The sequence below is a fragment of the Paenibacillus sp. BIC5C1 genome (genome assembly GCF_032399705.1).
GTDB lineage: Bacteria > Bacillota > Bacilli > Paenibacillales > Paenibacillaceae > Paenibacillus > Paenibacillus taichungensis_A.
In genome coordinates this window covers 1868898-1884895 of the sequence record NZ_CP135922.1, presented here as the reverse complement: position 1 = coordinate 1884895, position 15998 = coordinate 1868898, and the positions used below count along the sequence as shown (strand labels likewise).

General features: G+C 46.2%; 10 protein-coding genes. 5 read left to right on the top strand and 5 right to left on the bottom strand.

Annotation, left to right across the window (positions count from 1 at the left end):
• Positions 1–90: 90 nt before the first annotated feature.
• The gene (locus RS891_RS08685; protein ID WP_315795099.1) at positions 91–2337 is read left to right on the top strand and encodes an AraC family transcriptional regulator; all 2247 of its coding nucleotides are present in this window, start codon (positions 91–93) and stop codon (positions 2335–2337) included.
• Positions 2338–2453: 116 nt separating this feature from the next.
• On the opposite strand, the gene trmB is transcribed toward RS891_RS08685, so the two are convergent.
• On the bottom strand, positions 2454–3203 hold the full coding sequence (trmB, locus tag RS891_RS08680) for a tRNA (guanosine(46)-N7)-methyltransferase TrmB (protein WP_113051602.1): 750 nt from the start codon (positions 3201–3203) through the stop codon (positions 2454–2456).
• Positions 3204–3355: 152 nt separating this feature from the next.
• Entirely contained in the window at positions 3356–3556 is a 201-nt protein-coding gene (locus tag RS891_RS08675) for a hypothetical protein (RefSeq protein ID WP_062320234.1), read from the bottom strand.
• A 272-nt stretch (positions 3557–3828) separates the two neighbouring features.
• On the opposite strand from RS891_RS08675, the gene RS891_RS08670 reads away from it, so the two are divergent.
• The 4 genes from RS891_RS08670 (at position 3829) to RS891_RS08655 (ending at position 7595) form a co-directional block, all read left to right on the top strand.
• Complete coding sequence (locus RS891_RS08670) at positions 3829–4782, top strand: tRNA modification radical SAM protein MnmL/YtqA (RefSeq protein ID WP_113051601.1); 954 nt, start codon at positions 3829–3831, stop codon at positions 4780–4782.
• 1 nt (position 4783) lies between these two features.
• On the top strand, positions 4784–5368 hold the full coding sequence (locus RS891_RS08665; RefSeq protein ID WP_113051600.1) for a tRNA 5-(aminomethyl)-2-thiouridylate-methyltransferase MnmM: 585 nt from the start codon (positions 4784–4786) through the stop codon (positions 5366–5368).
• A gap of 189 nt (positions 5369–5557) precedes the next feature.
• The gene (locus tag RS891_RS08660) at positions 5558–6535 is read left to right on the top strand and encodes a type I phosphomannose isomerase catalytic subunit (RefSeq protein ID WP_113051599.1); all 978 of its coding nucleotides are present in this window, start codon (positions 5558–5560) and stop codon (positions 6533–6535) included.
• 82 nt (positions 6536–6617) lie between these two features.
• The gene (locus RS891_RS08655) at positions 6618–7595 is read left to right on the top strand and encodes an alpha/beta fold hydrolase (RefSeq protein ID WP_315795098.1); all 978 of its coding nucleotides are present in this window, start codon (positions 6618–6620) and stop codon (positions 7593–7595) included.
• Positions 7596–7722: 127 nt separating this feature from the next.
• On the opposite strand, the gene odhB is transcribed toward RS891_RS08655, so the two are convergent.
• From odhB to RS891_RS08640, 3 genes are all read right to left on the bottom strand, one after another.
• On the bottom strand, positions 7723–8997 hold the full coding sequence (gene odhB, locus RS891_RS08650; protein WP_315795097.1) for a 2-oxoglutarate dehydrogenase complex dihydrolipoyllysine-residue succinyltransferase: 1275 nt from the start codon (positions 8995–8997) through the stop codon (positions 7723–7725).
• 5 nt (positions 8998–9002) lie between these two features.
• Positions 9003–11876, bottom strand: coding sequence for a 2-oxoglutarate dehydrogenase E1 component (locus RS891_RS08645; RefSeq protein WP_113051596.1), 2874 nt, complete (start codon positions 11874–11876; stop codon positions 9003–9005).
• Positions 11877–12553: 677 nt separating this feature from the next.
• A complete protein-coding gene (locus RS891_RS08640) occupies positions 12554–15625 on the bottom strand; it encodes a DUF5704 domain-containing protein (RefSeq protein ID WP_315795096.1) in 3072 nt (1023 codons plus the stop codon).
• Positions 15626–15998: the final 373 nt, after the last annotated feature.

Here is a 15998-nt window from a genome sequence, read left to right as displayed (position 1 = left end):
GATTCACTACGCCCATATATGAAGTCTTATTCTTCGCTATGAAGTGTAACTTTGTTCATCCAAAACAGGAGGTCCACGGGAGGAAAGGTCATGCGCAAACGTTCAGAGGACAGCCAGAAGGTGTTTGCACGGATTCTCATCGGCATTATTGTTAGCACCGTTGCCACTTTGCTTGTGGCTTCTACCATTTTGTACGTCAACTATAATCGTATTGCCCTTCGCCAGGTCTACCGAACAGATATGAATGGTCTTACCCAGACCAGTCGGGAAGTCTCCAAGATGACCGAGACCGCCAAATCACTGTCTTATCAGATTTATCAGGATTACACCATCTCTGCCTTGCTGCTCTATTCGAATCCGAGTATCTATGAAATTACGTCCGCGATGGAACAACTCGACAACTATCGCATGTCCCTCCCTTTTATCGAATCCATCTATGTATATAACTCCAAAAATGATGAGTTCTTTATCAGTTCAAATGAAGTTCGCAATGGACAACAGTCCATCTCGGAAATTGACGATCAGGGGATTACAAGCATCCTCGACCGATTCCATGAATACAAACCTTTTGTCCCCATTCCGCGTACATACCAGGTTGGCTCCACCGAAGAAACCCAGGTCAGCAGTTATACGTACCTCTGTTACGACACGATCAATGACAATGCTACACTGAATTATGCTGTTGTCGTAAATATTAAGGACGACTGGCTCAGTCCCAATATGAACTCAGCCGATCAGCCAGGGAAAACGTTTATTATCAATGAACAGGGACAGTTATTGTCCGATTTCAGCAATCGAGCGTTGATGAAAGATTTGTCCAATGAAACGTTTATGCAGCCAATTCTGGAAAACAAGGAGCATTCCGCCTACTTTACCGCAGAGGTTGATGAAAAAAAGTCACTGATTACCTACACCGCTCCTGATAACCTCGGGTGGCGCTATGTACGAATCACGCCTTATGACCTAATCACCTCAGATATTCGTAATATGCGGACACACACCGTTCTGTTTTGTCTTGGGCTGTTAATTGCGGGAGTGCTCTTATCCTACCTCGTTTCCCGGAAGCTATATCATCCCATTGATAAAGTGCTTGTCCGTATGCGTGTGATGGAAGCAGAGCGTCGTGGCAGTCTGCACCTTTTGCGACAGGATTTTCTGCGTGGGGCTTTGCAAGGACGGGAAACGGTAACAGGAGGTATGCTGGAGGACCGAATGAAGTTTTATGGCTCTTCTGTTAATGTTCATTGTCTAACCAGGCTCGTACTGCTTCGTATTGATCATTTTACCGATTTCAGTGATACCTACCGGGATGAAGTCCAACTTATAAAATATGCGATGATGAACATTTGTACGGAGACGGCTGATCTCTTCTACCACACCGAAGCTGTCGATATGGGCGGCGATCTGATCACACTTATCTTTAATGATAAAGTTCAGGATGAAGCTGATTATGAGCATAGCCCCATTGAGGACCTGCTGCGCATGATGCAGGCTGCCGTGATGACACATCTAAAATGTTCCATTTCATTTACTATCGGACCAGCGGAAGATTCACTGGAAAACAGCATTGCTTCTTATACCCGATCAGCAGAAGCTTCTCTTCATCGTTTGTTCATGGGCTCTGGATGCCTAATTTATACCTCGGATATCATGGCGTACCATGCAAAAGAATATGCTTTCCCTGTTGGAAAAGAGAGACAGTTGATTGATTGCCTGATGACAGGCAAGACAGGCGAAGCCAAACAGGTCTATGCAGACATCGTGAGTGAAACGGCAACCTATCCATTTACCGTATTTCAACTGGCTCTGTCCCATCTGACCATGACTCTGAATCATGTAAGAAACACACTCAAAAAGAACAACCAGCTTACACTTGAATCCATCTCCGATCGTTCAATGCTCCCGATCCATGATGCCGAGGATCTCAGTGAAGTTCACGCTCACTTCTATCGCATGTTCGACGAGCTTGGATCCAAAGTTGAGGAAAAAAGAACGCTTAAACATGAAGAACTCATTCGCAAAATTAACTGCATTATTGAACGAGATTATGCAAACACCAATCTTTGTCTGACCTCAATTGCAGATGAACTAGCCATGTCACCCATCTATGTCAGCAGACTCTATAAACAACTAACGTTAAAAGGTCTAACTGATGTTATTAACGAGACTCGCATAGCCAAAGCGCAATTTCTGCTCATTGAGACGGAAAACTCTGTAGCTGATATTGCTGAGCAAACCGGATTCACCAACAGTTCTTATTTCTATCGAATGTTTAAGAAATTTAACGGGGTTACTCCCAACGATTATCGACGTAAGGAGCTTCATTCGGAACTTTAGCAGAAATAAAACGGTCATCCACAAGTAACTGCATGAGGTTTAGTTCATCCAAAATAGCAAAAAAAGCGTGATATGAGCGTCTGGTAGCCAGATGCATATCACGCTTTTTTATAGTATTACTCTTGATCTTCGCCAGACTCGTCCGCAGCTTCCCGAACTTTATACTTGTCCAAGCGGATCTGTTGATACTCGCGCAAGGCCTCTTCACCAACGATGACTTCAACCCGGTGAATGTTCATGCCTTTGCCCATGAATTTCTGCTCATACTCTGTCATGACATGCTCTTCATTCAATCCATCACGGTGCAGGTTCAGGGACAAATTAGTCATTTGCAGACCAAAGTCGGCAATCGCATTGAGAGAGAAATCAAACAATGTTTCCGAATCTGTTTTGAAATGAATCTGTCCTTTAGTGTTAAGCAATTCCGTATATTTCTTCAGGAAACGTGGATGTGTCAAACGACGACGTGCATGCTTGGCTTTCGGCCAAGGATCACTGAAGTTCAGATAAATCCGTTCCAGTTCTTCCGGTTCAAATACATCTTCAATCTGTTCGATATTAGCTAGCGCCAGCTTCAAGTTGGGTGGTGTCTCCACTTCTGCCTGACTCCATGCTTTCCGGGCCTTCTCGCTGGCACGACGTACCAATTCATCATACATATCAATACCGATAAAATTAAATTCCGGATATTTATAACTCATTTGGCTGATAAATTGACCTTTACCCATGCCAAATTCCACAAAGATCGGATGGTCATTGCCAAACAGTTCAGACCATTTTCCTTTGTACTGTTTGGGATCAAGAACAACGAGGTCAACTTGTTGCTCCAGATTTTCACGAATCCCTTTTCTGCCACGTAAACGCATCTTATTCCTCCGTTTATCCATACTTGTCTCAGAATCATTTTGCCGAAGAACTGGCTAATTGTAAAGAGCAATGAAAAAGGAATCTTCGGATCTGCCACTTTGGGGCAAATCTCAAAGATTCCCTCTTCGATTTATTTGGAATTGGGGTCCAACTACTTTAATAGTTCATAGTCTACCTTATCTTGGTGTGAAAAATCAAATGTCTTTTCGAAAGCATCACGAACTTTTTGTCTTGCAGCCGCTTTCACTTTCGGATTGCCATTGAAACGAACACCTGTCAAAGCCAGAGCTTCTTCTGCCGTCAGTTCTACAGAAACATGATGAAGATCATTATTTTTAACTTGGGAATTCATTCATATCACCTCACGGTATAGTATGGTCCATGACGTCAACATTGATTCAAATGCTATGATGAATAGTACCCATTAGATGGTGTCTGACGCTGGTTTAAATATAACATAATGTGTAAACTATAGCAAGGATAAAACCTCGTTTCTACGGCCTATTTTTGCGACTAGATTCCCCTTTTTTTGAGTTTTTTGATACAATGGTAAAAGTTCAAAAAGAGTCGAATTCGGTAATATAATTAGTAAGCCATTAGGTAAGCCAAAGGAGTACCCTGAAGATGAATGCACCTTCAATACAATCTCCTCTTCTGTGGGGAGATAAACGATTCCATACCTGGAATTACGAAATGAGAGACGAATTTAACAATAAGGTTTTCAAAGTGATGCTGGATGCAGGTTTCACCTGCCCGAACCGAGATGGCTCTATTGCCAAAGGGGGCTGTACATTTTGCAGCGCTCGTGGATCGGGTGATTTTGCCGGTAGCAGACGCGATGATTTGGTCACCCAATTTAATACCATTCGGGATAAACAGCATCTGAAATGGCCTACAGCTCACTACATTGGCTATTTCCAAGCCTATACCAACACATACGCACCCGTTGAAGAACTGCGTGAATACTTTGAAGAAATCTTGAAGCAGCCCGGTGTCGTGGGTCTGTCCATCGCCACTCGGCCTGACTGTTTACCGGATGACGTCGTTGATTACTTGGCTGAATTGAATGAACGCACTTACCTATGGGTTGAAATGGGTCTGCAAACCATTCACGAATCCACGTCAACCCTAATTAACCGTGCGCATGATACGCAGTGTTATGAGGAAGCCGTTGCGAAGCTGCGCAAACGGAATATTCGCGTGTGTACACATATTATTTACGGACTGCCGCAGGAAACCCATGAAATGATGCTGGATACCGGACGGGCTGTTGCCAACATGGATGTGCAGGGAATCAAAATTCACCTACTTCATCTGATGCGCAAAACGCCAATGGTGAAGCAGTATGAGGCCGGACTTCTTCGTTTCCTGGAACAAGACGAGTACATTAAACTGATCGTCGATACGCTGGAGATGCTTCCACCCGAAATGATCGTACACCGTCTTACAGGTGATGCACCGCGTGATTTGCTGATTGGGCCGATGTGGTCCATGAACAAATGGGAAGTGTTGAATTCCATTGATCGTGAGCTGCGTGAGCGGGATTCCTGGCAAGGTAAATACTGGAGGGGTGCTTAAGATGGGTTTTCTTTCGGTTTTAAGCTGTGCCCATCAGTGGATTTCTTCCCGTCTACAGCCTGGAGATCTAGCTATTGATGCAACGGTAGGCACGGGGGCGGATACTCTGTTTCTGGCACAAAAAGTTGGTAAACGCGGGCAAGTCATTGGTTTCGATATTCAAAGCGAGGCACTTACCTTGGCACAAGCCCGTATTCGCAAACAAGAGGACACCGCCAAATTGGGCTCCATCTCCATGCTTCAATTAAGCCATGATCGAATGGCTGAGGCCGTTCCTGAAACATGGCAGGGTCATGTCGGTGCTGTAATGTTCAACTTGGGATACCTGCCTTCGGAAGATGCAGACTCCAGCATTATCACAGAAATGGACAGTACCATTGCTGCACTTCAAGCTGCACTGACATTACTCAAACCGCGGGGCATTATTACCGTTGTGCTGTATCCAGGTCATGATGGAGGATCACAGGAAGCGGATGCGGTATTGAAGTGGTCCTCTGCTCTGCCTGTAGAGCAGGCACAAGTGGTGATCTATCGCCAATTGCAGCGCGAGACCTCCCCTTTTCTGATTGGCATCGAGAAAAAATAATTTCCTTTGTCCCACAAATGCAATAAACTAGACACAATCGCAACAAAGCACTCTTTGGGTTCAATTTATGCGATTTGTGTACTACATAAAGACGTGCAACCGTATTCACTGTATCATTCATGCCAATACTACGCGGTCATGATTGATTAAAGCGATCCACCATTTCATATACTAGAGGAGAGATTAGAAATGCCTACGCCATACCCACTGCAATTTCAACCAGAGTTCAAAGAACGTGTATGGGGAGGTCGCGCGCTGGAACAATTCGGCCTGACGCCACCTGAAGGACATATAGGAGAAGGCTGGATGATCGCAGATCATCCCAATGGTACAACTAAGGTATTAAATGGAGCACTTGCTGGAAAAGGCCTGGACGAAGTTCGCGAACAGCTGGGCACAGCATGGCTTGGAACCAAAGGAGTTTCGGAAAAGGGCGGACGATTCCCCCTTCTGATCAAACTGCTTGACTGTAACGATGATCTGTCGGTACAAGTTCATCCAACAGATGATTACGAAGCGCTCCCTCCCGGCGAGCTTGGCAAAACGGAAATGTGGTATGTGCTGGATGCCAAACCAGGAGCGCATATCATCTACGGCTTGAATGAAGGCGTTGATCGTGAAGTACTGAAGGAAGCGCTGGAAAATGGTACAGTCATGGATACCCTTCGTCAAGTACCTGTAGAGGCTGGAGATACGTTCTTTATTCCTGCAGGAACGGTACACGCTTTATGTGCAGGTGTCGTTGTTGCCGAGATCCAGCAAAACTCGGATACAACATACCGGATTTACGATTATAATCGTCCGGGCCTGGATGGTAAACCACGTGAGCTGCATGTTGAGGATTCATTGAATGTAACGGCTTATGAGGGCGCTGGCGCCACGACGATGAAAACCAACAACGCAACTCCAGGTGAGTGGCTGAAGCTTGCAGAATGCCCTTATTTTGTAGTGGAAAAAGGGATTGTTACAGGACGTTGGGAGCTCTCTACAAGTGCTGAAAGCTTCACTATTCTTGTGGTCTGTGAAGGTAGCGGAACGCTGGAGTGGGATAATGCGGAATCGGATAACATTGAATTGAAAGCTGGGCAATGTTACTTACTTCCTGCCAACCTGGGCTCCTATACGCTGGATGGTAACACTACTGTTCTTCGCTCTTATTTGCCTTAATCCAATAAATAATGATCTATGCAAGTAATTTACCTTAGCTTATTTGGCTCTAATGTGACCTGTGAAGGAGGATTTACACGAGATGCAGGAATCTACCTTTAGCCTGGTTGGCAATGAAGGTACCCGTATTCATGTGTACCGCTGGCTTCCCGATCCGGAGTGCAACATCAAAGGTGTGGTCCAGATTGCACATGGCATGAGCGAGACCGCTGCCCGATATGCTGAATTTGCTCAACTTCTCACCACGCATGGCTATGCGGTCTACGCGAATGACCATCGTGGTCATGGCAAAACAGTAGAAAACTCGAATTTGTTGGGCAATGCCGGCGTCGATGCTTTCCGCTGGATGGCGAGTGACATGATGAATCTGGGCGAAGTTGCCGCCAAAGAAAACCCTAATGTGCCCCTCTTTCTGATGGGGCATAGCATGGGGTCGTTTTTGGTGCAGCATCTGATGTATGCTGGCCACGAGCGTTACCATGCATTTATTTTGTCCGGCACCAATGGCAAACGTGGTCTTCTTCGGATTGGAGAGAAACTGGCTTTCTTGCAGTGTGGCATTCAGGGGACGGGTCATCCAAGTATGCTGCTCAATGCGCTCGTATTTGGCGGATTCAACCGTTCTTTCCGTCCGGCGTCAACGCCGTTTGATTGGTTGTCTCGGGACCCCGAAGAGGTCAAGCGATTTATCGATGACCCTTTGTGTGGAGCCGTCTGCTCCGCAGGTTTTTTCCGTGACTTTTTCAAACTTTTGTTGGACATTCACTTGCCACGCAACATGAAACGTATTCCCAAGGATAAATCGGTATATCTCTTCTCGGGTGAACAAGATCCGGTGGGACTTCATGGCAAAGGAGTGCTGAACCTGGTCTCCCAATATCGGGAGCTTCAGCTTGAGGATATTGAATACCGTCTCTATCCGGGGGGACGTCACGAAATGTTGCATGAGATAAATCGGACTGAGGTTGCTCGGCATGTCATGGAGTGGCTGGAGAGGCATACCCCCGACAACAGTGCCCATCATTCCACAGCACATGCAGAAACAGCCGATTCCATATAATGCGGCATAAATCACTTATACAATGACGAAAGCCCCTGAACGGGAGCCAGCATACACTATGCTCTCCGCGTTCAGGGGCTTTCTTTTTTTATTTGTAAAATGGCAATTTAATGTTAATTGTTACGGATTACCCTTCGATCAGCAAAGACTCTGGATCTTCAAGCAATTCTTTTACCGTCACGAGGAAACGTACAGCTTCGCTACCATCAATAATACGGTGATCGTACGACAGTGCGATATACATCATCGGACGGTTCTCCATCCGCTCTGCATCAATCGCTACTGGACGAAGCTGGATTTTGTGCATACCCAGAATACCTACTTGAGGTGTATTCAAAATTGGTGTGGACAACAGGGAGCCAAACGTTCCGCCATTGGTAATGGTGAAGGTTCCTCCTTGCAGATCAGACAACGCCAGCGTGTTGGAACGCGCTTTGGATGCAAGGTCAGCAATGCTTTTCTCGATCTCAGCGAAGCCAAGACGATCTGCATCACGTACAACTGGTACAACTAGACCTTCTTTGGCAGATACCGCAATACCGATATCATAGTACTTTTTGAGTACTACATCTTCACCATCAATTTCCGCATTAATGGTTGGGAACTTTTTCAGAGCGCCTACAACCGCTTTGGTAAAGAAGGACATGAAGCCGAGATTGATTTCATGTTTCTCTTTGAACTTGTCCTTACGACGTTTACGAACATCCATGATTGCCGTCATATCCACTTCGTTAAACGTAGTCAACATCGCTGCAGTCTGCTGTGCTTCTACCAGACGTTTCGCAATGGTAGCACGACGGCGGGACATACGTTGACGCTCTACTGGTTTGGTATATGTGGAACCACCTGCTGCCGGCGCACTAGGTGCTGCAGTGGGAGCTTTAGCAGGAGGCGCTGTAGGAGCGGCAGCCTGCGTGTTGTGAGTTTTCACATCTTCCTGATACACACGGCCAATCGGATCTTTGCTCTGTACCTGATCCAGCTCAATACCACGTTCACGTGCAAGTTTACGAGCAGATGGTGAAGCTGTCTTCGAGCTGCTCTCTGAAGATTCCGGTACTGCAGCAACAGGTGCTGGTGGCGGAGTTGGAGCTTCCGGTGCAGGAGCTGATTGTTTCTGTTCCGTCGCTACTGGTTGGGAAGCGGATGCGCCGCTTCCTCCTCCAGTTCCAGCTGAAAGTGTTCCAATCGTTTCACCAATTTCTACAGTCTCGCCTTCCTGGCGAACAATTTTCTCAAGAACACCGCTCTCTTCAGCACTGATCTCAATATTTACTTTATCCGTTTCCAGTTCCAGAAGAACATCACCCTGATTAACGGTTTCGCCTTCTTTGACCAGCCATCTGGATACAGTTCCTTCCGTTATCGACTCACCCATTGCAGGTACTTTAATTTCACTCACAGCTGTTACCTCCCCAGTGGAATATTATTCTTCGTCGTTTGCTTCAATGCGGATGTAATGATCTGTTGCTGTTCCATGCCATGCACAAGTTGATAACCGCTGGAAGGACTGGCATGTTCCGGACGGCCTTCGTATTTAACGGTTGTTCCTTCTGGTGCGATTTCACGAAGACGAGGCTCCATGTATGTCCAGGCACCCATGTTTTTGTTTTCTTCCTGTACCCACACCAGCTCTTTCAACTTGCTGAAACGTGCAAGCACACGCTTGATTTCTTCCGCCGGGAACGGATACAGCTGTTCGACACGAATAATGTGAAGCCAAGACCAATCTGCTTTATCCTTTTCAAAAGCATCTTCCAGATCGATGGCGATTTTACCACTGCACAGAATGATGCGCTCTACGCGATCCGGTTTGGTGCCCAACCCTGCTTGCTCCAGCACAGGCTCAAACTTGCCCTCGCTGAACTCTGTTGCAGGTGAAGCGACACGCGGATTACGAATGAGACTTTTCGGAGACATCATAACCAGCGGACGAGCATCTTCCGTTTCAGTCAACGAAGCCTGACGACGCAACAGATGGAAATATTGCGATGCACTTGTCAAATTCGCAACGGTCATATTGTCTTCAGCACAAAGCTGCAAGAAACGTTCCAAACGAGCACTTGTATGCTCAGGTCCCTGACCTTCGTTCGCATGCGGAAGCAGCATGACCAGACTGGATTTTTGTGACCATTTGGCACGACCGGCAGATACGAATTGGTCAAAAATAACCTGTGCACAGTTGGCAAAATCTCCGAATTGCGCTTCCCAGATTACAAGCGTATCTGGTGAATAGACGTTATATCCGTATTCGAAACCAACAACGGACTCTTCAGACAACGGACTGTTGTAGATAGCAAAGGATGCTCTCGCCTGTGGCAGATGATGCAGTGGGCAGAATTTCGCACCGTTCTCGGAGTCATGCAACACCAAGTTCCGATGGGCAAACGTTGCACGTTCTGCATCCTGTCCACTGATCCGGATCGGTTTGCCATCCGCAAGAATGGTAGCAAAAGCAAGCGTCTCTGCAAGGCTCCAGTCTACTTTCTCACCTTCGTTCAGAGATGTGCTTCTGCGCTGCAAAATGCGCTGCAACTTCGGATATACATTAAAGTTCTCTGGCCATTTCAGCAAATCTGCATTGATTGCGCGCAGATTTTCCAATGGTACGGCAGTTGGAATAATCGAAACGGCTTCTGGCTCGCTAATTTGACGTTGGTAATATTCATGTACTTCATTGTTCTTCATCTGCTCGTAAGCTTCTTTTAAGCGATTCGTTACAGCTTCACGAATACTGTTGATTGAAGCATCGTCGATTACCGATTCCTCTTTCAGATGATCCTGGTACAAGTGACTAACCGTTGGATGAGCTTTTACTTTGTCATACACTGTCGGCTGTGTTGTTTCCGGATCATCCGTTTCGTTATGACCATAACGACGATAACCAATCAGGTCAATCAGGAAGTCCTTTTTGAACAGGTTACGGTATTCTGCTGCCATTCGAATAGCTGCGATACATGCATCCGGATTGTCTGCATTGACATGCACAATCGGAATTTCATATCCTTTGGCAAGGTCACTCGCATAGTACGTTGATCGTGAATCACCGCTGTCTGTTGTGAAGCCAAGACGGTTGTTCACGATAATATGAATTGTTCCGCCATTTTGGTAACCAGGCAATGCTTTGAAATTGAGCGTTTCTGCTACAATACCTTCCCCAGGGAAAGCCGCATCGCCATGCATCAGAATAGTTGCCGCTTTGGTTACATCCTGCTTCGGATATCCCGGATCACGGCGGTCATCCTGTGCTGCACGTGCAAAACCCTGTACAACCGGATTTACATATTCCAAGTGACTCGGGTTATTGGCAAGCGTAAGACGCGCTTGTACTGTCTCGCCGTCTTTTACATAACGGTTTGCGCCCAGATGGTATTTGACATCCCCCGTCCAACCGTAATTGATTCCTGTTGACCCTTCGGAAGGAACCAAATCTTTGTTTGGAGAATGATGGAATTCAGAGAAAATTTTGCTATACGGCTTGCCCAGTACATGAGCAAGTACGTTCAATCGACCACGGTGAGCCATCCCCATCAGAATATGGCTTGAACCTGCGTGTGCCATAATTCGGACTGCTTCATCCAGCATAGGGACTAACACATCGTTTCCTTCAATAGAAAAACGTTTTTGCCCAACAAATGTTTTGTGGAGGAAATCTTCAAATTGCTCCACTTCAACCAAACGTTCCAGCAAAGCTTTACGCTCCTCTGGATTAAGCGGTGCCGGCGAAGTACGAGATTCTGCACGGCGGTTCAGCCACTCCCGCTCATGAACTTCATGCACATGGCTGAATTCATAAGCGATAGGACCTGTATATATTTGCCGCAGGCGCTGGATGGCATCCAGTCCTGTTACCGTCTGTCCATCTGCACCTTCCCAGATCAGGGAAGCTGGCAGAGCTTTCAAATCTTCTTCATTCAATTCAAAATGCTTCGGTTCAAGCAAAGAAGTATCTGAATCTTCACTGATTCCAAGAGGATCAATATCGGCCGCAAGGTGACCATAGGTACGAATATTCATTACCAGTTTCCCTGCTGTAACCGCTTTCTGTAATAGTTGAATATCCACGCTTCCGGAAGCCTTTTGGGCGTTGCCAGAATACGAGGCTGTATGTGCATCCCTGCCAGACATCGGCGGTGCACCCCATTGTTCAAATAATTCCCGATAAGCCGGTGTAACTGCACCCGGGTCTTGGGAGTATAATTCATATTGTTCCTGTACGTATCCCATATTCGGGCCATAGTAACTTTCCCAGGGTTTCTTGTTGCCTTCCTCGATCGTCATCGACGTTCCCTCCGTCTTGATTTAGTCATAAGTTTTTGACGGAAATCATTGACTAAGCCGTAATTTGCGTTCGTTCAACATTTTAAGCTAAATTTTTCATGAAGTCCAATAATCGTGCTGTTGGTGGTAGTAACGTTGTTCCGACGCTCCCGTCAAGGTTTGTCTGCGTTTTCAAAATCATAGTAAACTGATGATTGTATATACCGTCGCACAGATGTCGAATACTGTCCTGATCCGTTCGAGGGTTACACCTTCCTCAACTTTTGCAAGTGAAGTCCGTGTTCTAATATCTATTCTATAAACTTTTACGCTCAGGAGCATTTCCTATTTTTAGTTCAATTGATGCATAAATTAGATGAATCGAATAATTGGAACATTTCCGACCCACAAATGTGCTCTGATTGTATGGCGTTTTGTTGTTAATCGCTTATCCTGCGATGGTTTCTACGCATTTTCAGATTTCGCCCGATTCGTAGCCTCCTTATTTAGAATTGTGGTCCATAATGTTCAAAAACAAACCGTCAAGATAAATATTAACCATTTGGCTTGGTATTCAACAAAAAAATGGGTGTTTCTTGTAATACAATGTTATAAACCAAAAGCCGCCTGTAATGCATAAAAGCATCCTGGCGGCTTCTTTTGACTTGATTTATTTAGGTTGAGGGACTTTTTATTTTCTAATGTGGCACCTGAGACTGAAAATCGCCCCGGCTGGACTGATCTGCATGGTAAAAGACCACATCGCCATCCTTCAGGGGCCAAGTTCTACCTTGACTGTCTGCTGGGCGATTATTGAAACCTTCCATCTGCCACTGATTCATCAGTGGAGCATAAATGTATTGCAGGTGTGGAGCTTCTGTATCACCATCTCGAAGTGTCTCGATATTGAAGTTGACTACGATATACCCATCCTTCAGAAATACAGAAGCCTTTTCATCCAGTTGATTTTGTCTAGCGAGCGTTTCGAGATTGGTTCCCTTTGATACGGCGTATACATCCGCAGGCAGGCTGTATTCACCGTACCAACGCTGGACCGCCGCATTCGCTCGGTCTACACTAACACCCGAAGGAATGTCTGTCTTTGGTCCAATCAGTGTACGAATGGAAGCGGGCAAGATCATCCAATCATAGCGGCCTACCCACGTTTTCTGGTGAGAGATTTGATCTACAAGCTTGACCATATAATCAGCGAGTGAACTCTGATTGCGTTCATCGGCAGTCAGTTCATACGTATACTGATAACGCGCCGTATCCCCCAAGTCCGTACCGGGTACGTTACGCAACCTCGAGTTCAGAACAACAAACCGTTTCTCCAAATCCTGCGCCGAACCTATCCGAATAAGTCGCTCTTGACCGCGGTGGTAGTATAGATCGACTTCTTGTCTGGAAGAGCCGTCTTTGCTGACAAAGTAGAATGTTGGAGTAATTCGAACACCATCCTGTTTGCCAAACATATTGCCTTTCGTTTTCAGGTCGAATTTGATATGATAACCCGTTTTCACCGCAACATTACCGAAACCCTGCACAGGGTGACTTCCTGGGCGAACAGGTAACACGAATGGTGCCAGATTCCCTCGCGGATCACCATCAATACTGTTAAGTCCTGTCCAGTAGCTCATCCCTGTGGGCTCTGAACTCCCGAGCTGCTTGCGGAACACGTTCTCCCAATTATAATCGGCGATATCCGTAACGTGAAAATCATACAATCGCCCAATAACCTCCACCGGAACCGTATCTGCCGCAACATGATGGGTTAGATTCGTGTTGGCATCCTGCTGTTCGGAGAATGTCGAAGGAGCATTTTCGGCAATATTGCGAAATTCAATTCGGTAATGTCCCTCATCCACCCACACTGGAAGATAGAAAACGGTATCCAGTTGGTTGACCGGGATGTCCACCCAGGTCTTGGCCGGAATGAACTGACTTCTATCGGCGTTATAGACATCAAAGGGGAAACGAACCTGCTTGATGCGAAAATATTTGGCATAGTCCCTGTTGCCATAACCCGGGTAACTGGTTACGTCCAGATGCTGCCCCGAGGTCGGGATGCGTACAATAAACGGTCGTTCCAGAATAAGTGCCGAACTGGTCGGATCAGGCACTGTTTTCTGGTTATGCGGCTGATCATCAGATACCCATGCATAGTTAACGACAGGCGTGTGCACTGTGACAGAATTGATCCCTTGAATAGGAAACTTCTGATCCTGCCCCCCTTTAATGTTGCCGGGAATCAAGCCATATGCGATCTCGCCCGTTGTCGGTTGGTCCGCCTTGTTGACCAGTGTATTCTGAATAGTTAAACGATTTTGGTACAGCACGTTGTCATCGATCATACTAGGCCGAGGGATTGTTCCAGGTCGCGGAGCAGTCTTATCCATCGGAGCAGGATCCATCACAGTGGCACCATTAAACACCACCTTGTCATTATTTACAGAGTTCTCTTTGACCTCGGCCTCTGCTTTGGATTGAAATAATGACGTCTCATCAGGTGTAGGCGGCTCGCTGTCACCGCCTGACTTTGTTTCAGTGCCAAGGTCGATTTCCTTGCAAGGTGCAGGTTTCACATGTGCGGTAACGGCGTCATCATTAGCCGATTGCAAGGTCGGCGGTGTATATCCGTTTGGAGTCAACGTTACTGTACCACCGTAGCCACCAAGCGCATAATTGGATACCGTAGCTTGATTTAGCTGATAGACTTCCAAATTATCAATCTGCCAATAACTATATTGCCGGATGACCTGCATTGATTTTTCCACAGGAACATCTAGTTCCTTAGGTTGTGGAGGTGTGCCTGGATCATTCGGTCCTGTCGAGGCTCTGCCCGGAATCGTCCAAGTTTTGTGATACTTCTTTTTTACGTTAACCGTATAAGTCACTGTTCCCGTCATGTTCACCCAACGGTGCTGGAACAAGTATCCTCTAGCCATGACATTTGCATAGAGATCTTCAGAAGTCGGGATGCCACGGGTGACATCAAACTTCTCAGATCCCCGATCATCAGCTTTCAACACGCCCCGGACGGATGGGTCCATGACAGCCGATTCGATTAACGCTCCTTTATTAGGTGGACTGATGGTCACGGGGCAACCCACAACACCGCCGTTACCTGGATCAGTTCCCCCCTCTCCTCCGTTACCTGTGCAATCCTTTACATCTAAAACCTGAGTTCCTTCCTCATCCAACTGCTGGGCTGTATCCAAGAATCGCGCAGTGATGGTGGTGCTGCCGACGATACCTTTGATCGTCATCTTTCCATCTGCACCTATGGTCGCTACTGCTGGATTGGAGCTTTGCCAGGTCAATTTGGGATGAGCGGTAAGCTCATGAACAGAGAGATCTGACTTGGTCAGGATAGCTTTAGCTTGCAGCGGTGTAGCTGTGTCTGCTTTACAAGCGTTTGGCAGGTTCACAATAAGTCCTGGTTGGGACGTTACCGTAATATCAGCCGTATCCGAGATGAGGTATGTACCGTTGTTCCAGATTGCACGTACAAAAGCAGTTCCCGGCTTTTCAGCCTTCACCATTCCGGTTTTGGGTTCAATACTCACAATACTCGGATCGGATGACCACCAGGTGGTCTCAGCCTCGCGCCGACTTACGTCGATGCCTTCACTAAATTGGGTAGCTCCGTAGTTTTTCGTTTTAACTTTGGCTACCATCTGTTTGGTTTCTCCAACCGTTAGGGTGGAATCTGGAGTTACGTCAATTTCTTTTTCTTCTTCAAGATCCCCTTCCCAGATGATATCCATTGGGGTATGGTAGGCTACTACTTGCTTCACACAATTTTGATTAGTTTTACCACCATTTTCGAACTCTGTTCGATCACTTACTGAATGATTCCCTCCTGTTTTTGTGTTGATTTTTACAATGGTACTATCTCTTCGTATTACCGTTTCACCAATTCCTGTATAAGAAGTTTGCTGTAATCTGGTTTGATAAGTAACACTTTTTATTCTTATAGACTTAAGAACTGATGAAGTTATAGGATATCCATTATATTCATTCCATTGAGTAGCAGGCCAATTGGAAAAGTCAACTTCATCGGGTATATTTTTTTCATCAGGATAAGGAGACGAACAAGACAAGGGATTCAAGTTTCTAGAGAAAGTAGGCCCAGTAGTA